This is a genomic window from Ruegeria sp. CDSA033, from assembly GCF_059612305.1.
In genome coordinates, this window is record NZ_JBXWQI010000035.1 from 1 (window position 1) to 17,244 (window position 17,244).

General features: G+C 55.5%; 20 protein-coding genes. 15 read left to right on the plus strand and 5 right to left on the minus strand.

Annotated elements, in window-relative coordinates; genetic code table 11:
* Window positions 1–367: hypothetical protein (locus AC2FLA_RS21480; RefSeq protein ID WP_496725163.1), on the plus strand; the 367-nt coding region annotated here is incomplete at its 5' end.
* Between the two features lie 281 nt (window positions 368–648).
* On the opposite strand, the gene AC2FLA_RS21485 is transcribed toward AC2FLA_RS21480, so the two are convergent.
* Window positions 649–2,319 (minus strand): hypothetical protein, encoded by a 1,671-nt coding sequence (locus AC2FLA_RS21485; protein ID WP_496725165.1) that lies wholly within the window; start codon window positions 2,317–2,319, stop codon window positions 649–651.
* Between the two features lie 416 nt (window positions 2,320–2,735).
* On the opposite strand from AC2FLA_RS21485, the gene AC2FLA_RS21490 reads away from it, so the two are divergent.
* From AC2FLA_RS21490 to AC2FLA_RS21530, 9 genes are all read left to right on the plus strand, one after another.
* Entirely contained in the window at window positions 2,736–3,269 is a 534-nt protein-coding gene (locus tag AC2FLA_RS21490) for a VOC family protein (protein ID WP_496725167.1), read from the plus strand.
* A gap of 121 nt (window positions 3,270–3,390) precedes the next feature.
* Window positions 3,391–3,762 (plus strand): YciI family protein, encoded by a 372-nt coding sequence (locus tag AC2FLA_RS21495; protein ID WP_496725169.1) that lies wholly within the window; start codon window positions 3,391–3,393, stop codon window positions 3,760–3,762.
* A gap of 3 nt (window positions 3,763–3,765) precedes the next feature.
* Complete coding sequence (locus tag AC2FLA_RS21500; RefSeq protein WP_496725171.1) at window positions 3,766–5,001, plus strand: RNA polymerase sigma factor; 1,236 nt, start codon at window positions 3,766–3,768, stop codon at window positions 4,999–5,001.
* Between the two features lie 67 nt (window positions 5,002–5,068).
* Complete coding sequence (locus AC2FLA_RS21505; RefSeq protein WP_496725173.1) at window positions 5,069–5,455, plus strand: VOC family protein; 387 nt, start codon at window positions 5,069–5,071, stop codon at window positions 5,453–5,455.
* A gap of 24 nt (window positions 5,456–5,479) precedes the next feature.
* Window positions 5,480–5,878, plus strand: coding sequence for an MAPEG family protein (locus AC2FLA_RS21510; RefSeq protein WP_496725175.1), 399 nt, complete (start codon window positions 5,480–5,482; stop codon window positions 5,876–5,878).
* A complete protein-coding gene (locus tag AC2FLA_RS21515) occupies window positions 5,878–6,222 on the plus strand; it encodes a TfoX/Sxy family protein (protein ID WP_496725177.1) in 345 nt (114 codons plus the stop codon). The genes AC2FLA_RS21510 and AC2FLA_RS21515 overlap by 1 nt, the downstream gene beginning before the upstream one ends.
* 12 nt (window positions 6,223–6,234) lie before the next feature.
* Window positions 6,235–6,894: a DUF2461 domain-containing protein gene (locus AC2FLA_RS21520; protein ID WP_496725179.1), complete on the plus strand. Its 660-nt coding sequence runs from the start codon at window positions 6,235–6,237 to the stop codon at window positions 6,892–6,894.
* A gap of 261 nt (window positions 6,895–7,155) precedes the next feature.
* Window positions 7,156–8,121 carry an ornithine cyclodeaminase family protein gene (locus AC2FLA_RS21525; RefSeq protein WP_496725181.1) on the plus strand — a complete coding sequence of 322 codons (966 nt, stop codon included), beginning with the start codon at window positions 7,156–7,158 and terminating at the stop codon, window positions 8,119–8,121.
* A gap of 211 nt (window positions 8,122–8,332) precedes the next feature.
* The gene (locus AC2FLA_RS21530; RefSeq protein ID WP_298855252.1) at window positions 8,333–9,424 is read left to right on the plus strand and encodes a GFA family protein; all 1,092 of its coding nucleotides are present in this window, start codon (window positions 8,333–8,335) and stop codon (window positions 9,422–9,424) included.
* A gap of 162 nt (window positions 9,425–9,586) precedes the next feature.
* Here AC2FLA_RS21530 and AC2FLA_RS21535 read toward each other — a convergent pair whose 3' ends face one another.
* Window positions 9,587–10,678 carry an aminomethyl transferase family protein gene (locus AC2FLA_RS21535; protein ID WP_496725183.1) on the minus strand — a complete coding sequence of 364 codons (1,092 nt, stop codon included), beginning with the start codon at window positions 10,676–10,678 and terminating at the stop codon, window positions 9,587–9,589.
* Between the two features lie 12 nt (window positions 10,679–10,690).
* Window positions 10,691–12,253, minus strand: a complete 1,563-nt coding sequence (locus AC2FLA_RS21540) for a trimethylamine methyltransferase family protein (RefSeq protein ID WP_496725185.1) — start codon at window positions 12,251–12,253, stop codon at window positions 10,691–10,693.
* A 107-nt stretch (window positions 12,254–12,360) separates the two neighbouring features.
* Between AC2FLA_RS21540 and AC2FLA_RS21545 the strand changes: the two genes are divergently transcribed.
* The 3 genes from AC2FLA_RS21545 to AC2FLA_RS21555 all read left to right on the plus strand — a co-directional run bounded on the left by AC2FLA_RS21545 (window position 12,361) and on the right by AC2FLA_RS21555 (window position 14,409).
* Window positions 12,361–13,227 (plus strand): LysR substrate-binding domain-containing protein, encoded by an 867-nt coding sequence (locus AC2FLA_RS21545; protein WP_496725187.1) that lies wholly within the window; start codon window positions 12,361–12,363, stop codon window positions 13,225–13,227.
* Window positions 13,228–13,303: 76 nt separating this feature from the next.
* The gene (locus AC2FLA_RS21550) at window positions 13,304–13,840 is read left to right on the plus strand and encodes a dihydrofolate reductase family protein (protein ID WP_496725189.1); all 537 of its coding nucleotides are present in this window, start codon (window positions 13,304–13,306) and stop codon (window positions 13,838–13,840) included.
* A 44-nt stretch (window positions 13,841–13,884) separates the two neighbouring features.
* Window positions 13,885–14,409, plus strand: coding sequence for a TetR/AcrR family transcriptional regulator (locus tag AC2FLA_RS21555; RefSeq protein WP_496725191.1), 525 nt, complete (start codon window positions 13,885–13,887; stop codon window positions 14,407–14,409).
* Window positions 14,410–14,787: 378 nt separating this feature from the next.
* On the opposite strand, the gene AC2FLA_RS21560 is transcribed toward AC2FLA_RS21555, so the two are convergent.
* Window positions 14,788–15,219: a RidA family protein gene (locus tag AC2FLA_RS21560; RefSeq protein WP_496725193.1), complete on the minus strand. Its 432-nt coding sequence runs from the start codon at window positions 15,217–15,219 to the stop codon at window positions 14,788–14,790.
* Window positions 15,220–15,304: 85 nt separating this feature from the next.
* On the opposite strand from AC2FLA_RS21560, the gene AC2FLA_RS21565 reads away from it, so the two are divergent.
* Window positions 15,305–16,024, plus strand: a complete 720-nt coding sequence (locus tag AC2FLA_RS21565; RefSeq protein WP_496725195.1) for a helix-turn-helix transcriptional regulator — start codon at window positions 15,305–15,307, stop codon at window positions 16,022–16,024.
* Between the two features lie 96 nt (window positions 16,025–16,120).
* Here AC2FLA_RS21565 and AC2FLA_RS21570 read toward each other — a convergent pair whose 3' ends face one another.
* On the minus strand, window positions 16,121–16,552 hold the full coding sequence (locus AC2FLA_RS21570) for a helix-turn-helix domain-containing protein (protein WP_496725197.1): 432 nt from the start codon (window positions 16,550–16,552) through the stop codon (window positions 16,121–16,123).
* A gap of 81 nt (window positions 16,553–16,633) precedes the next feature.
* Between AC2FLA_RS21570 and AC2FLA_RS21575 the strand changes: the two genes are divergently transcribed.
* On the plus strand, window positions 16,634–17,125 hold the full coding sequence (locus AC2FLA_RS21575) for a DUF2938 domain-containing protein (RefSeq protein WP_496725199.1): 492 nt from the start codon (window positions 16,634–16,636) through the stop codon (window positions 17,123–17,125).
* Window positions 17,126–17,244 lie beyond the last annotated feature (119 nt).

Below are 17,244 nucleotides of genomic sequence, written 5' to 3' on the forward strand. Positions count from 1 at the left end.
CGCAGGTAAAACCGTTGCAAAGGCTATGCTGACGGCAAACCTCCTTGGGGCGGCAGTTTCCATCATATGCTATGAAAAAAACGTAATAGCTCCGGTTATTCTGACGCCCATTCTGCTCTGTTTTTTCTTTTGCCTGACTCTCGGAGCACTTGGAAAGTCTAAAGCCCCACTCGCCGCCGCTGCCGGCTCAGCAATTACAACTGCTTTGATCGTATATGGCGGGTCGGTTGCGCCATTTTCAGACGAGGCTGACGTCAAGAGCATCACTCGAGTTTTACAAGTTGCCAGCGCCGCATTTTTTGTAATCGTTGCATTTGTCGTAGTAGATGAAATCTGGCCGGAAAAAGAACGCCAGACGGCCAATTGACGTTTGTTGTAACGAGGCTTCGCGCTGAAACCAGTAGAGTTCCCGGTTTGACCATTTCTACATAATTCATCTGGGCCGAAAGACGTCAGCATTGTCTGCGATCTGTGAGTTCGACCAGCGCCGAATTTTGCACCTGCAGCGAATGTCCGGAAAGCGGGCTGCAAACGCAGCATCGGGCTGGTGTGCCGAATGTCTCTTATGGGCCGGAACAGAATACGAATATTAACGAAGGGGCTCATCAGTTTGACCCGCTGACGGTGCAAGAGGCCCGGTCCAGAGCTTCATACAGTGTCAACGTTGCCTTCCTCCTCGATCTGCCAGCTCAAACGTTGGAACGCGCGCCGCGCTTTTGCGATCTGTTCTTCAGTTCCCATATCCTCGTAGATCCTGATCGCGGTTTGCATGGTTTTCACTGCCTCTCTGAAACCGGCAATTCGATCTTCTTCCCTATTGTGGATCACCTGATCCGCTCGGATTTCGCCGATCAGTAGTGTTGCCTCGGCCCATCCCAGAGGATCCGCTTCTATGGCGCGCAGTTCAAGCACGCTGTTCGCAAAGGCCAGCGCCGAATTGAGCAGCTCAGCACCCCCCGCGCCAAGCCTATGAACCGCTTCGTTCCAGAGGAGCTTTGCAGCGAGATAGCGCGCGCGGGCCAGTTCGGCGGGATGATCGCCCATTACGAGTTGTTCTTCACTTTCAGCGACCAAGTCGATCGCTTTCTGGCATATCGTCGCCCGTTCTGTTTGGCCAACGCGAACGGATTTTCGATCCAGCAGATCGGCAAGGTCCAGTTTCACCAGCGCCAACTCAAATTGGGCATCCAACTGTTCATAGAGCATGCGGGCAATCGAGAGGAGTTCTTCGGCCTGCTGCAGAAAGGGATCGGCGTCGGCATCAAGGGTGAACTGAGCGGCCTGCAGATTGAGCCATCCCGCCGTTGCCCGCGCCGTTGCCGCGCCGTGAAAATCGGACAACATGTCCGCAGCAATAATCTGAGCGGAAATCAAATCTTCTTCTGCTGCCTCGAAGTGATCTTGCCCGTCCAAATGCCCCAGGGCCGCATAGAATTTAGCGTGTATCGTGCCCCGATGCAGAAAAAGACGGGCGGTAACGTCGGCCGGCAGTTCTGCTGCCGCTTCACTGAGCAAAGGGTCGATGATGCGCGTCCCGTAGAGGTACCCGTCGGTGCCGTAACGGTCGCCATAAGCCATAAGCGCAAGTGCATAATTCGAGCGCCTCATGGCGGCGTCACGTTCGTCAACCATCGCCATGCCATTTGCGGTGCTTTCAAAAAGCCGGAACGCCTCCTGCAGTTGAGAGTTCAGGAGATGCACCATCGCTTCGGGCTCCGCAATGTTGGCGCGGAATTCCAGGGTTTTGCACAGAGAGTTGTCTTCAAGCACTTTCCTTGCCTCTCTCAAAAGAAAAAGCGCCGCAGAAAGATTCATCTGACTCAACGCGGTCTGGGCGTGTTCCAGATAGGATTGCACGACCGGATCGGTATCATCGATGTCGTCAAGTGTCGCCTGAACCTGATCGCACTCCTGGGCTTTGTGGATGATATCCGCGATAAGCTTACTGCGCGGGGCGGTCTCCGCGTCGGGCAGCTTGAAAGCCGCCGCCAGAATTCGAAATTCGGCGTCGGCGGCATTTTTGACTGTGGCGACGACAGCGTCGAGGCTACCGTGTTTCCGAACCAGCCCAGCCAGGTCGCGCTGTATGGCCTGTGTGCCTGACAACATTTGGGCGTAGATCGCGGGTTTAATCTGTTCGACGAAATCCGGATCGGCGAGAAGTGTTTTTGACGCCGCCGAGGTCAGCAGAACAAAGAGATCGCGCATGGATTTGTGTTCGGGATCCTCAAGTTGCTCGACCATGTGCAAGGCTAGAGTATCGGCGTTAAGGGCGCTGCCAGAGATATCCGTAGCTTTCGGCGCGGAAAGCTCGAGCATCTGGGCATATAGGACTGCCGCGTCAGGCGGCGCATCTGCCGCAAATCCCTCCAACGCGCTTTCCGCACTTGAGATCATCTTGTCCGCAAAGTTCTTGAGCGTCGTTTTGTCGGCCCTTGTCAGCGAAGCCCTGACGTCGTTGATCTCAAACCCGAGCTTGACCGCGCCGCCAACTGACGGCGCAACCAAAAACCCTGCGCAAAGAGCGAGCGCATTGTAGGCAGTCTCGATATCTTTGGTCCGAAGTGACAGCAAATATTTGTCTTTCTGTACCTCTGTTCGCTTGGACGACTGTGAGTGAGAGAGTTTGGTTCGATGCTATCATATAAGGGTCGATGCACTATGCGAATTCCCTTGGGATATGTTGCTATGAGAACCTGCTTCAGTCGCGCTGATGTAAACCGCCGGTCAAGCACATGCCGGACCTGGGTTCTGCAAATCTGCGCAACTTTCGAACGGCAGCTAAGCAGATGCCACGCCGCAGCGACCGCACGGTTGGTCAGTGTCCGGTTAGGGCCGCACTTATCAAATTCCACATATTGGAGTGGTCTTTTCCGATAGCGTATCCGGGTTTGAAATCGAAGATGGAAAAAGTACTGGGCTTTGGCGGGTTTTTCTTCAGGGCAAACGAGCCCGTCGACTTGGCGGCATGGTATCGTGACAATTTGGGCATTGATCTCGTACCAAACGACTATGAAACACCGTGTTGGAAGCAAGAAGCAGGCGAGACTGTATTCGCCCCGTTCGAAAAAGTGACAGAGTATTTCGGGAACCAAGAAAAGCCATTTATGCTGAATTTTCGTGTTCGCGACATTGAGAAAATGATCGCACAACTCGAATCTAAGGGCGTTGAAATCCGTCGCGATCCAGATTCGCCTTATCCAAATGGCAAGTTCGCGTGGCTCAACGATCCAGAAGGAAATCCAATTGAGCTTTGGGAACCTGCCTAGCATTCGATTAGCGTCTAGGTGTTCCAAGTGGCTATTTTGCGATCTTGCATTGTGGACCGGTTGTCGGATTTGCATGTCCTCGCGCGTCCTTGCACCATGTGAATGAAGTATGGAGGCGAAGATGATATACGCAATCACGATTTATGGGGAGCCGGGCGTATTCGAAGCGCTGCCCAAAGATCGCCAGAACGAAGTGATGTCGGGCCATGGCGCATTGCAATCGGCGCTATCAGAGCGCGGGGAGTTCGTGTCGATGAAATTGATGCCGCCGACCTCTGCCGTGATGGTCGAGCCTGCTCCAACCGAAGGCTCAGCGCCTTTGATCACCGACGGTCCATTCGCCGAGACCAAGGAGAACTTCCTTGGATTTTATGCTGCTGAATTCAAAGACCTTGATGAGGCATTGGAATACGCGAAAATGATCTCATCCCCTGTAGCAAGGCTTGAGGTGCGACCGGTGGCCTGGGCTGGCGGCGTGATCTCGTCGGAATAGAACATGTCGGACTGGCTCGAGGCCACTTTCACTCTGCACCGACCGCGTGCGCTTGCTGCCCTGATCCGGATGTTTCGGGACATCGATATTGCGGAAGAGGCGCTTGCCGATGCCTGCCTGAAGGCGCTGACTGTTTGGACAAATGATGGTGAACCTCGTGATCCGTTAGCATGGTTGCTGACGACTGCACGCAACTCTGGCCTTGATCATGTGCGCAAATCACAACGCCGCGCCGCAATCCTGTCGCGTCATGTGGAGGAGTTTAAACCGGTGCCTGCCGAAACCCCGGATCCTGACGAAATGCGCGATGATGTTTTGCGGCTTCTGTTCATCTGCTGCCATCCGGAACTCGAGCGGCGGGATCAGATTGCCATTGCACTGCGCGTGGTCCTGGGGTTGAGCGTAGACGAAATTGCGAGTGGATTTCTCATCAAGCCCAAGACTATGGAACAGCGGATCACCCGTGCCAAAAAGAAGATAGCGAGCAATCCGGTTGCCTTCAAAACACCCAGTCCGGCTGAGCGGGGTGCGCGCTTGGGTGAAGTTTCTCTGATGGTTTACTTGATGTTTAGCGAAGGGTGGTCAACCTCGGCCGGTCCAAAGCAAATCAAATTTACCTTGTGTGGAGAGGCGATCCGTCTGGCCCGTCTACTAGCGGCGCTATTTCCAGCGATGGGGGAACAGGCCGCATTGCTGGCGCTATTGCTATTTCAACACGCAAGGCGGCGTGCGCGTATTGATCCAGAAGGCAAGCTTGTCGCGCTGGACGATCAGGATCGCAGTCTTTGGGATCGTGCGAACATCGCCGAGGCGACGGGTCTTTTGCAAAAGGCCCACCGGACGGGACATCAGGGCGTTTATATTATTCAGGCTGCAATCGCAGCGACACATGCCCATGCGGCCTCGGTTGATCACACTGACTGGGCATCGATCGAAAGTCATTACGCCGCTCTCTATGCATTGCAGCCAACGCCTGTTGTGCGACTTAACCAGATTGCAGCACAGGCCAAGCTGCACGGCCCGATTTATGCGCTAAAGGCGATGGAGCCTTTGGCACAGGAGTTGTCCACTTATCGCTGGTACCACGCGATGCGCGGCGGGCTTTTGCAAGAAGCAGGTGACCACCATGCCGCGATTGCCGCTTTCGAAACGGTGATGACGCTCAGACCAACCACGCCCGAACGTGTTGCGATCACGGAGAGAATTAAGATCAGCCAAGAAAGTTTGCGCGGCATGTAGGGGTCACTGGGCTTCGCGCGTCCTTGGATCAGACCCGTATGTGCGGGTGTAACCAAGGGAGAAGCACATGAGTATTCTTGAGATGACCACCGTCGGAAACTCCGGCTGGATCGGACATTCTGGCCCAGATCAGGGTAAAGCCAAAGCGTTTTATCATGAGGTGCTGGGCTGGACGATCAACGACATGCCCATGCAGGATGGGTCGAGCTATTCTGCCGCCGTGGTGGGCGAAACCGCAATTGGTGGCTTTTCCCCGATGCCAGAGGAAAACGGTAGCTGGACGATCTTTTTTACGGTGGCCGATGTGGACGTCAGTGCCGCCAAGGCCGAAGCCAATGGTGCCGCGATTGTTCAGCCTGCTATGGATATGCCGGGGGTTGGCCGCATGGCCACTCTGACTGACCCGCAAGGGGCACGGTTCGCGCTGATCACTTACGAAAGCATGGCGTCTTAAGCGCGATCATAGAGGAGGCATAACATGGAACAGTTTCCGCAGATCGCACTGGTCGTAACAGCCATTTTCGTTTTGATGAGTATTCCGATGACGATTGCCGTTGGTGTGCGTCGCACCAAGACTGGGATATCTTTGCTTCACGGTGAGGATGAAAGCTTGCTGAGGCTGATGCGGGCGCATGGGAACTTCATCGAATACGTACCGCTTGCGCTTCTGGCCCTAGCGGGAGCCGAGATCGCGGGAACTGCGCCCTGGCTGGTCGCTGCCTGCGGTGCCGTGCTGCTGCTCGCCCGCCTCATTCACTATTTCAGCCTCAGCACTTCGGTGAATGGCAAAGGGCGCGCGTTAGGGGCGGCGCTCACGACTTTGGCCATGCTGGTGCTTGCGCTGGCGATCCTTTGGCAGCTGTGGATCGGCAATTGATGCCGGTAGATGAAGTACTCAACGCCCGCATGCGAGACGCTCTGGCCGCGCATGTGGGCATATTTGAAAAGCGGATGATGGGCGGCCTGTGCTTCTTTTTGAACGGCAACATGCTTTGTGGTGCACGCAGACATCAGGATGGCGTGGGCCGGTTCATGTTCAGGGTGGGAAAGGTGAACGAGCCTGCGACATTGCAGGACCCCACGGCCCACGCTTTGGTTCACGGAACCCGCAAGCTGGGTGGTTTTGTCCGTGTGGAGGAAGCGGATTGCAATGACGCTGCTTTGCTGCGGTGGCTGCACCTGTGCTTCGAGCATGCCGCGGCGCTGCCCAAGAAAGACTGAATGGAGAATCTTATGGCCCAATTCGATTGCTTTGCTGCCGAGGCAGTAGGCTTCCTGCAAGAACTGAAGGCCAACAATACCAAGGACTGGTTTGCAGCGAACAAGTCGACGTATGAGACCTACATTAAGTCACCCAGCAAGCTGTTCGCCGAAGAGATGGAGTTGGCGCTACATGACCTTACTGGGCAAGATCACGGCAGCAAGATCTTTCGAATTCACCGAGATGTTCGGTTTTCCAAAGACAAGACACCCTATAACGCGCACCTGCACCTCGCGTTCATACCGACAGTGCAGGCGGTACAGCCGCCGATGTGGTTCTTTGGCCTTTCCCCAGAAAAGCTTTCCCTCGGCTGTGGGGTTTTTCAGTATGAAAAAGGATCGTTGGACGCATTCCGCGACGCCATGGTGGGGCCCTTGGGGGCAGAGTTAATACAGACCACCACAGAGTTGCGAGAACGGGGTTACAGGATCGGTGAGCCGGAGTTGAAGCGCGTTCCCTCCGGTTTTGACAAAGACCACCCCCTTGAGGAAGCGTTGCGGCGCAAGGGCTTTGCAGTTTGGATGGATACCGAGACCCCAGCCTTTGTTTTAAAGTCGAATCTGACGGAACGAACAACTGCCGAGTTCGCCAAACTGATGCCGGTGTTTCAACTGCTTTCTCGGATCAAGTGACCCCACTATTGCGAACGCAGCGAATGGCGGCTTTGACGGGCGCACCGCAACTTGGTTCCGATTGGATGAATGACCGCAATGGGCCGTCCTCGACGAGGCGCGGTGGCTCAAGGGTTCACATGCTGCGTCCGCACCGAGGTCTGCAAGGAACCCTCTTTGCCAGATTTCCGTTTCGCGGCGAAAGTCTGGTTCGCGACTTCGCGGATGACACTACAGTAGGCTATGCAATACCGTTCGCATACGCGCTAAGGAGTAGTTGCGATGGGCACCTTGGTTGTCACCGAAGCAGAGTTGAGAAATTGTCTTCCGATAGACAAAGGGTCGTTGGGCGCAACCGAGCGGTCCTTTTCGTGGATTTCGGAAGGGCGTATTTCAATGCCGCCAGTTATGCATATCGACATTGATGAGGATAGTGCTGTCGACACAAAGGGCGCTTTTGTGAATGGCATTGAGCATCTTGCTGTCAAAATCGCCACCGGCTTCTTTCGGAACCCGCAGATCGGACTGCCCAGTTGCAGTAGTATCATCGCTTTGATGAGCGCAAAGACAGGTGCCTTTGATTGTATATTCCTAGACAACGGATATTTGATGAACCTGCGCACCGGACTTGCCGGTGCGGTGGCTGCAAAGTACCTGGCACCCCAAGAAACCAAAACTGTCGGCGTGGTCGGCACAGGCGTTCAGGCCCGATATCAGATTGAAAGCCTCGCCCTTGTGCGTAGATTCGAACGCCTTCTGGTTTATGGGCGCAGCGCGGCATCTGTTTCGAGCTACTGTACTGAAATGACAAGTCTACTTGGAATTCCGGTGGAACCCTGCCAGTCCCTCGCGGATTTGGTGACGTCTGCGCAAGTTGTCGTCACTGCGACCCCTGCGACGGAGCCAATCATTATGGCCGAATGGCTTCACACTGACTTGCACATCACTGCCATGGGGTCAGATTTACCAGGTAAACAAGAACTACATTCGAACGTACTCGAGCGCGCAAACGTCGTGGTTTGTGATGTGATTGATCAGTGCGTCATCGGCGGCGAGCTTCAGAATTTAGGCGAAGGCAGCAGAAAAGTATTAGAACTCGGTTCAATCATTTCAGGAGCGGACCAATTTTCGCGCCCAACTGGTGCCGTGACGATCTGCGACTTGACGGGAACTGGCGCACAGGACACCGCGATCGCGGTAGAAGCCTTTTACCGTGTGAAGGCTGCTAAATTGGGAACTTCGCTCTGAAAAGAGTTAGAAGCTGGTATCCACTTCCACGTACCGGACGGCAGCTTCCGCCCGCATACCAGATGTAACAGATTTCACTGAATGACCGTTTCTGAGCTCCAGGCAGTCGTTCAAATGCTATGTGGCGTGTCTGAAATTCAGGCGAAATCATAATCATCGCAACCAACGACGCAGACTATGCGTGCTAGTTAAACTGCCGTAACTTGACCACATGCCAAAGCCAGAGATCAGAAAACTTGCTGCTATCGTTTCGATCGATGTCGTGGGATACTCGGGCCTTATGCAAAGAGACGAAGCAGGCACTCTGACGCGGCTCGGCATGTATTTTGACGGCATCGTGTCACGTCTGGTCTCGACTCATAACGGGCGTGTAGTCAAATCGATGGGCGACGGCCTACTGATTGAGTTTCCTACTGCTGTTGATGCGGTCGCTTGCGCGCTGGAAGTCCAGACGGTTATGGCTGAACGTGAAGCTGATAACGCGGGTAAACAAAAAATCACCTTTCGTATTGGCGTAAATCTTGGTGATATTGTTGTCATAGGCGACGATATCTTTGGCGACGGTGTCAATCAGGCGTCCCGACTTCAAGAAATTGCCAAACCCGGTGAGCTCTGCGTCTCCGGGAGCGTCTTGGACCAAGTCAAAGAAAAGATTGAGCATTCGTTTGTAGATATTGGCCATCGAAAGCTGAAAAACATCGTTCAGCCTGTCCGCGCTTATCGTTCGACTTTGACAGCTTCCGGTGAAGAGGCGAAGCCAATTGGGTGGCCTTTCCTCACAGCGGCGAAAAGTGAACCGGTCACTGCAGGTGGATGTCTGTGCGGCGCAATTCGGTATCAGGTCTGGTCTCTGCCAGTTGCAGTCGGTTTTTGCCATTGCAGGCATTGCCAACTGGCTCTTGGCTCTCCTGTGAATGCATGGGCGATTTTTGAGAAGCCAAATGTGACTTTCGAGGGTGAGGAACCCGGTTTGTATGCTTCTTCGAAGCTCTCTGAGCGAGCCTTTTGCAAGAATTGCGGGACGAGCATTTATACCGACATTAGCGACATCGGGTATTATTCAATCCGGGTTGGAACACTGGACAACCCAGCCGATTTTCCACCCGAACTGCACTATGGAGTGGAAAGTCAAATCCCGTGGGTCGACATACATGACGACTTACCCAGAATTAGAACAGAAGAAGATCTGCGGATGTCCTCTCGTTGGGTTTCTGTAGGCGAACCAAGTTCTGGACCAACACCGTCGTCTTCTGAGACGCGCGTTGCCAACAGGCAAAAAAGAAAGAAGTCCGATCAGACCTGAGACAGTGAGTAACGGCAACTTTGTCCGCATTCCCGTCATAACCTAAGACACCGATATGCTCCCGCAGCGAAGGTCTGGAATGCGGGCTGCGAACGCGGCATTTCGACCCTCGGTCGAGTGACCGGTTTGGGCCGCGCTCTACAGCACTTGGCAACGACCCCTCTATTCGTGGGTGCGAAGTTTCTTTGGATCGTAGATGGGGTTTGCTGCGATGGTTGCTTGCGTGTTCAGGCCATCGCCTGACACGGCCAGCGTCGTTCCAACGCCCAGTCCTGGAACAACATGCGCAAGGGCAAGGGATTTACCCATCCGGTGTGAGTAGCAGGGGCTGTTGATTACGCCGACAGGTTCACCATCCAACGACAGCATTTCACCACCGGCCACAATGTCGGGGTGATTAATATCCAGGCACACATTGTTTACTTTTTCGGCCCCCTTTGCCGCCACGACGGTCGCTTTTCCGCGATAATCGGCCTTGGTTGTGCTGACGGTGAACCCAAGGCCGACCTCCCATGGGGTGTTGTCCTCGGTCATGTCATAGCCGTAAAACAAGAGCCCGGCTTCGATCCGCACCTTGTCCAAAGCGGTAAAAGAACAGGGCATAACGCCCTCCTGCACGAGCTTGTCCCAGATATCCGTAATCACTGTCCCATCTGCAAAAATCTCGTAGCCGCGTTCGCCGGAATAGCCCGTGCGTGAGATACGACAGGAATGGCCGAACAGAACCGCAGGCGCGTGTTCGAAATAGGCCATTTCGGACAGGTCGATATCCGTGTGGGCGTTCAGAATCTCCAAAGAGGCAGGACCCTGCACCGAAAGGTCATGCAGTTCGTCGGTAAAATCGATCTGAACGTCACGCCCAGCCGCCGAGGCTTCCAATAGCGCCATGGTGTCGCCGGAGCCGTGCACGATCATCCATTCGTTGCCACCATTGTTCGACACGATGGAATCGTCGGCGATCCGGCCCTGATCCGTCAGAACGCAAAGGTAGGCTTCCTTGCCCGGTCCGACTTTGGACAGATCGCGCGTGGTGAGATGATCCAACACATCCCGGGCTTCGGGGCCTCGAACGAACACTTTCTTCAGGGGAGACATGTCGAACATACCGGCCCGTTCACGGACCGCATCGTGCTCATCGTTGGGATCCGAGTTATAGGTCCAGGCCGTACCCATGCCGTTCCAGTCCTCCAATCCTGAACCAAGCGCTGCGTGGCGCGATGCGAGGGCGGATGTGCGGCTGAGTTCGTCGGTCATGGGTCTTCCTTTCTAGTACCATTGGTCCGGCACGCCTGCCTTGCGCTCGGACACGAAGTCTTCGAGCGCGGTCTGGATGCCGGGGTTGATTTCGGGCTGTTGATAGTTGTCCAGCATCTGGCGCCACCGCGCCGTGGCGCGTTGGTCTGACGTGAGCGCGCCGTTCTCCGTCCAGGTCTCGAACGGGCCGGCATCCGGGATTTGCGGTTCAAAATTCGCCGATTTGTAGTGGCGCAGCGTGTGGCTAGTGGAGAGGAAATTCTCGCCCGGGCCGGTTTCGAGATAGGCATCGCGGCCAAAGGCTTCATCGTCGACTTCAAAACCCTGCAACAATTTCAGCATCGCGCCGCAATGGTCGACGTCCATGATGAACTTTTCGTAGGACATGACCAATCCACCTTCGAGCCAGCCCGCCGCATGCCAGACCTGATGCGCGCCGGACAGAAGGGTGGACCACATGGCCCCCGTACTGTCCTGCATCGCTTGTCCGTCCGGGGCGTTGGACGCGGTGATCTGTCCACCGCCAGAGCGCACCGGAACGCGGAGCCTGCGCCCCAATTGCGACAGCGCCATGGTGACCATGTTCGCTTCCGCCGATCCGAAGGTCAGCGCACCCGTGCGGAGGTTCATGCTGGAATGAAACGACCCCATGACCACCGGGCACCCTGGGCGGACAAGCTGTGTCAGGGCGATGCCGACCATAGCTTCGGCCAGCGTTTGGGCTGCCACTGCCGCAGGCGAGAGCGGCCCCATGGCCCCAGCGAAAATCGCCGGAGAGACGCACACGCACTGGTTTGCTTTGGCATAGGTGCGGAGCGTGGAGGACATGGTGTCATCGAACACGAGCGGAGAGTTGATGTTGATATTAGCTTGCATCACCGCGTTGCGTTCCATGACGTTGCGCCCAAAGACTAACCGTGCCATGTCGATGCTGTCCTGCGCGCGTTCTGGCGCGGTGACGGACCCCATAAAGGGTTTTGTCGACAGGGTCAGGTGGGCAAGCATCATGTCCAGATGCCGTTTGTTCACAGGCACATCCGTTGGTTCGACCACCGTGCCGCCGGAATGATGCAGGGCAGGGGAGTTGTATGTGAGTTTGACAAAGTTGCGGAAGTCTTCGAGCGTCGCGTATCGCCTTCCATTGCTCAGATCGCTAACAAAGGGAGACCCGTAACCCGGCATCAGGACAATGTTATCGCCGCCAAGGGTCACGGTTCTGGTGGATTCCCGACCATGCAATTTGAATTCAGACGGAGCCGTCGCGCAAAGGTCGCGTGCATGCCCCGGGTCAAACCGAACGCACTCACCTTCGACGTGAGCGCCTGACTCGGCAAACATTTCTAACGCTGCTTGGTCGCCTCGAAAATCGATCCCGATCTTGCTCAGAATCCAGTCCGCCTGATCTTCGATCCGCGCCAAAGCAGTATCGTTCAGCATCGCGTATGCAGGGATTTTTCGCGTGGTGAATGGAGCGCCTGGAGACACCGTGTCGCGACATGACGGTCGATCTCGACGGGAACGGCTGCGGCGCTCTGCTGGTTTCGAGAAGTCCGTGGTGGTGTTCAAAGCACTCAAACGCGAAGCTCCGATTCATTTGTTCCCCGGTAGGATCGGCGTTTGCTGCGCGGTTGGAAATCGAAATTTTCTGGTCATAGCGTTCAAAAATTTTGTACAAACTTGATATGCGCCGACACTTTCGCCATCATGACCTGCTTAGGTTGTTCGCCGAGATCGCCCGGCATTCTAGTTTCTCGGACGCTGCCACGGCCCTGAACATGACCAAAGGTGCGATCAGCTATCAGATAAAGACGCTTGAAGCTGATCTGGGGATGGTCCTGTTCCGGCGCACGACACGCGGCATTACCCTGACGGATGAAGGGCTGAAGCTGCTGGCGGCTTGCCAGACCCGTTATCAGGAAATCGAGGCTGATATTCTGGAGATGAAGGGACGCGTATCGCGATCCCTGACTGTTGGAGTGTCGACCTATTTCGCGGCTCGATGGCTGTCCCCGCGTCTGATGACCTTTATGCAGCGCCACCCGGATGTGCAGCTGCGCATTCAGCCGATGATCCAGTTTTCTGAGCAGGAAATGCAACATGTTGATCTGGCGATCAGGTGGGGGAATGGAGAATGGGGGGGAGGCGTGGTGATCCCTTTCATGGCATTGCCGTCCTATCCCGTCGGGAACTCTTCTGTGGCGCGAAAAGTTGAGACGTTGGGAATGGGCGTGGCGATATCACAGCTCACATTGCTCAGAGACCGGGACGACAGCAATGCTTGGTCCGATTGGCTGACCGCCGCAGGTCTGCCTCAGCAGACGCGGCAAGATGTGTTGATCGTCCCCGACCCCAACGTCCGGGTGCAGGCTGTTATCGACGGGCAAGGGGTTGCCTTGATGGATGGCCTTGTTTCGGCCGACCTAGAGGCGCAACTGCTGTTCCGGTTGTCTGATATTGAACTACCCGACTACGGGTACTTTCTGGTTCAGCCACAAAACACTGTTGCGACGGAGGCCGTGGCCGCCTTCTCGGAATGGTTGACCAGCTAATCTTGACCTCGTTTGCTTGAACATCATCGGCTTAATATTTATACGCTGTATAAATACGATTCACGGAGACACGGATATGACAACCGGACACATCATGATGGCCATGAGCCTCGATGGGTTTGTTGCGAGACCCGACCACGCGCTTGACTGGCTGAATAAGCAAGCGACGCAAGATGAAGATCACGGCTTTGCGGAGTTTCAAGGCCGGATGGATGCGATCGTCATGGGGTCGGGGTCGTTTCGCACGGTTTTAGGGTTCGGGGAGTGGCCATACACCATCCCCTGCATCGTGATGAGCCGCACTATGACTGATGAAGACATTCCGGAGGATCTGCGCGGCAAGGTCGAGGTTTCGACACTTGCGCCCAAATCCCTGTTGGATTCGTTGGAAAAGCGCGGTTTGAAACAGGCATATGTCGATGGCGGCGCGATTATTCGGTCCTTTATCCAGGCGGGGCTTATCGAGGACATGAAAATATCCATCGTGCCGATCCTTCTTGGCGACGGCATCCGGATATTTGGTTCCAATGACACGGACATTGATCTGGAGCTGGTGTCGTCGACCGCCTTCCCGTCCGGGCTGGTGGACCTTGAATATAAGGTGAAACGTTGACCATGGTTGCGTCCGTTGGACGACCAATAAAGGCGTCGCAACATTTGTCAAAGCAAGCGGTCCTGAAAACGGCGCTGCCAATCGTTCAGAAAGGCGGCATTGACGGGCTGTCTTTTCGTGTGCTGGCTGAACAGCTGGGCGTCACCCCAATGGCCGTCACCTATCACGCCGGCAACAAGAAACAGCTTTTGACCGATCTGGTGGAGCTTGCCTTCGGGGGGGTCGCGGACGGCATCGAAGAGACGTCCCCGGTCAAACGGGCCCGCAGCATACTGGCGGCCTACTTCGAGTATGCATTGCGGAACGCCAATTTGGTGCGCGCGATCCTGAATGATGTGACGCTCATGAGCGCGGATCTCGCCCGTGTGGCGGCGGAACTCAAGGCCAGCACGGATCAGCTGAAGAACAGCGACGGTGGCAATGTCCTGGCTCACCTCCTAATCGACTATGCGCATGGCTTTGTGCTTTCGGCTTCCAGCGGAGAAAACAATCCTCTGACAATCGACGACTTTTTGCGCGGCGTTGACTGGATTCTGAGCCAAGCAGCCGGAAAGGACGATGCGATCTAACATGAAGAACAAACGCATCCGCGCAGCGCGCCGGAACAACCTTTAAGCATCCCCCGGAACGAGATTGTAGTGTTCACGGGCGTTTCCGGATCGGGTAATTTGTCGCTGGCTGAGTTTACTATCGGAGTAGTTTCGCCCCCACGGCGAATGTCTGGAAAGCGGGATGCAAACGCAGCATCTCAGCTGGTTGTTGGATGTCGCCTAAGGGCCGCCTTTAACTGAGCAGGACAAATTTGCCGAAAAGGTGTCGTGATCGCTCCGGCGTCAGCATCGAGCTCATAGTAATCGGTGCTGTGCAGTTTGCGAACGTCAGCTTCCACTTCGCAAACCAGGTAGCGTTTGTGATTGCGGCGGCAAGTCGCCGCCGCAATCGAGCGCTCAATCCAAAAGCACGACGGCCTCGACCTCGAAGAGCATCGGGTCGATGGCAAGCTTTGGAACGGGGATCAGCGTTTGCGCGGGCAGCGTATCACCGAACATCCGCTTCACGTTTTCGGTCAGCACGCGCAGCTTCGACATATCGTGGTCGACCACGAACACGGTCAGCTTCACGACCTGTTTGGGGAGAGCGCCGAGGGCGTCAAGGACCGCAGCCAGATTGGAGTAGGCTTGCTCAACCTGATTGTCGAACTCCGGCGATAGGCTTCCGGTTTGATCCTGTCCGCCCTGTCCTGAGACAAAAGCAAGCCGTCCTGCAGCAGGAGACACGACTGCCGTACTATAGCCGTTTGGCCTGGGATCATGCAGATGCAGTGGATTGACGATGATCGGTAATGCGCCGTTGGATGTACTCTTGTCTCGGGACGTCATGTCCATTCTCCTTGCTGAGTGGTTCTGGATCGACTTAGAACCCTACGGTGACAAAATTTGTCACCAAACGTGCTAAGGTGAATAAATGAACATTCGTCTCCGCCATGATGCCATCGTGCGCACACTTCGCCGTAACGGAACCGCAACGGTCGATGAACTGGCCTGTCAGGTCGGTGCATCCAGACGAACGGTATTGCGCGATATCGGGGCGTTGCGCGACCAGGGCTTTGTCATCCATTCCGAATGTGGGCGCGGCGGGGGCGTGCAACTTGATCCGCAATCCGTGCAGACCACCGCCCGTCTCTCAGTCACAGAGGTGTTTGCGCTTCTCGTCAGTGTCGCGGCCATGCGTGCTGCGCGAAGCCTTCCCTTCTCCGGTCTCGCCGACGCGGGGCTTGCCAAGATCGAGAAGGCCCTGCCGTCGGACAAGGTGCGGGATCTGCGCAGGTTCCTTGACTGTCTGCATGTCGGTCAGCTGTCGCCCAAACAAGACATCTCGGACATGGGCACGATTGACCTCGCGCTTTTGCCTGCCTTCGAGACCGCGTTTTTGCAAAGGCAAAACCTGCGCTTCGGCTACCGGGACGCCAAGGGCGCGGAAACAAGCCGCGAAGTCGAACCGCAAGCTATGCTCATCCTGCCGCGGCTCTGGTATCTCGTAGCCTGGGATTCTAGCCGTGAGGACTTCCGGCATTTTCGTATGGATCGGATCAGCCGGCCAGAGATTATCGAAGGATCATCGTTCAGGAGACGGCATGTTCCGTTCGAGGACGATGTCTGTCCTTTCAGCGAATTACCGCGCTGAACACCAGCAACGCGTGACGTCTGGGCGGCAGTGGTCCCAGCATCCTGACCCGTCAACAGCCCCAAAATGGTGGATCGGGGTCCACGCTCAACCCCTTCACCCTTTGTCGGGGTTCCTTTTAGAACGTTTCGCATCGCCCTGTTTCTTCGTCAGTGCAACACGGATGATGCGCTGAAACCGAGGGCAATCCAGATGGTTTTCAGCCGTGCAATTCATGACATGGCGAAGGCCGTCCCGTAAGGCCGTCAGTTCCTTGATCCTCACGTCAATTGCATCGGCCTTTGCTGCCAGAACAGTACGATCCAGATCGGGCCTGCCTTCTGAACCCATCGTCTCTTTGATCTCGCCGAGTGAAAGCCCGGCGGTTTGCGCCAGAGAAATGAGGGAAATCCGCGTCTTCACCTCATCCTCATAGAGACGCTTCAACCCCCTTCGGCCCACCGACAGGATCAGACCAACCTCTTCATAATAGCGGAGTTTTGACGGAGAAAACCCGCTTTCGCGAGAAAGTTCAGAAATGTCGAGCATGGTCTTGACCTCAAGTGGACTTGAAGTTGCATGTTGCCCCTCCACTGCAAAACATCAACAGAAACTAAGGTCGATACCTCCATGGCAACAGAAATTTTCTTCAGCGCGGTTCTGATCGGTATAATAGCGACAGCCTTCATGGATGTGGTCGCCCTTTCCCAGAAGCTGATCTTCTCTCAGCAATCGCTCAACTACGCGATGGTCGGTCGTTGGCTCGGCCATGTGGCCCAGGGACGGTTTTTTCATCGACCCATCATGGCCAGCGACCCTGTTCCGGCGGAGCGTTTGTTGGGCTGGAGCGCACATTATCTGACGGGCGTCGTGTTTGCGCTGGGTTTTTTGGCCGTTGTCGGTCGGGGTTGGCTTGAAGCGCCGAGTCTGCTGCCTGCGATTGCGTTTGGAATACTGACAGTGCTGGTGCCTTTTCTGATCCTTCAGCCGGGCATGGGAGCGGGGTTGGCGGCACGGTTAACACCCGACCCACGAGCTGCGCGGCTCAAGAGCGTCTTTGCACATCTCAGCTTTGGAATTGGGCTTTGGGTCGCGGCAACCTTCATATCCAATTTGTTTTAACATTTCGTGATAAGCGAACCGAAAGTGGTTAGAAGCGGGTTTTGTCGCAAACTTTGTCCCCACCTGTCAGGTCGAGCGTAGCTCTGGTAGCGCGCACTAGAACATGACAGGAGCAGGCT

What these genes read in the sequence shown, in the direction of transcription:
- AC2FLA_RS21485 (WP_496725165.1), bottom strand. Translation starts at nt 2,319, where the DNA reads ATGCTCGAGCTTTCCGCGCCGAAAGCTACGGATATCTCTGGCAGCGCC.
- AC2FLA_RS21490 (WP_496725167.1), top strand. Translation starts at nt 2,736, where the DNA reads ATGCCGGACCTGGGTTCTGCAAATCTGCGCAACTTTCGAACGGCAGCT.
- AC2FLA_RS21495 (WP_496725169.1), top strand. Translation starts at nt 3,391, where the DNA reads ATGATATACGCAATCACGATTTATGGGGAGCCGGGCGTATTCGAAGCG.
- AC2FLA_RS21500 (WP_496725171.1), top strand. Translation starts at nt 3,766, where the DNA reads ATGTCGGACTGGCTCGAGGCCACTTTCACTCTGCACCGACCGCGTGCG.
- AC2FLA_RS21505 (WP_496725173.1), top strand. Translation starts at nt 5,069, where the DNA reads ATGAGTATTCTTGAGATGACCACCGTCGGAAACTCCGGCTGGATCGGA.
- AC2FLA_RS21510 (WP_496725175.1), top strand. Translation starts at nt 5,480, where the DNA reads ATGGAACAGTTTCCGCAGATCGCACTGGTCGTAACAGCCATTTTCGTT.
- AC2FLA_RS21515 (WP_496725177.1), top strand. Translation starts at nt 5,878, where the DNA reads ATGCCGGTAGATGAAGTACTCAACGCCCGCATGCGAGACGCTCTGGCC.
- AC2FLA_RS21520 (WP_496725179.1), top strand. Translation starts at nt 6,235, where the DNA reads ATGGCCCAATTCGATTGCTTTGCTGCCGAGGCAGTAGGCTTCCTGCAA.
- AC2FLA_RS21525 (WP_496725181.1), top strand. Translation starts at nt 7,156, where the DNA reads ATGGGCACCTTGGTTGTCACCGAAGCAGAGTTGAGAAATTGTCTTCCG.
- AC2FLA_RS21530 (WP_298855252.1), top strand. Translation starts at nt 8,333, where the DNA reads ATGCCAAAGCCAGAGATCAGAAAACTTGCTGCTATCGTTTCGATCGAT.
- AC2FLA_RS21535 (WP_496725183.1), bottom strand. Translation starts at nt 10,678, where the DNA reads ATGACCGACGAACTCAGCCGCACATCCGCCCTCGCATCGCGCCACGCA.
- AC2FLA_RS21545 (WP_496725187.1), top strand. Translation starts at nt 12,361, where the DNA reads ATGCGCCGACACTTTCGCCATCATGACCTGCTTAGGTTGTTCGCCGAG.
- AC2FLA_RS21550 (WP_496725189.1), top strand. Translation starts at nt 13,304, where the DNA reads ATGACAACCGGACACATCATGATGGCCATGAGCCTCGATGGGTTTGTT.
- AC2FLA_RS21560 (WP_496725193.1), bottom strand. Translation starts at nt 15,219, where the DNA reads ATGACGTCCCGAGACAAGAGTACATCCAACGGCGCATTACCGATCATC.
- AC2FLA_RS21565 (WP_496725195.1), top strand. Translation starts at nt 15,305, where the DNA reads ATGAACATTCGTCTCCGCCATGATGCCATCGTGCGCACACTTCGCCGT.
- AC2FLA_RS21570 (WP_496725197.1), bottom strand. Translation starts at nt 16,552, where the DNA reads ATGCTCGACATTTCTGAACTTTCTCGCGAAAGCGGGTTTTCTCCGTCA.
- AC2FLA_RS21575 (WP_496725199.1), top strand. Translation starts at nt 16,634, where the DNA reads ATGGCAACAGAAATTTTCTTCAGCGCGGTTCTGATCGGTATAATAGCG.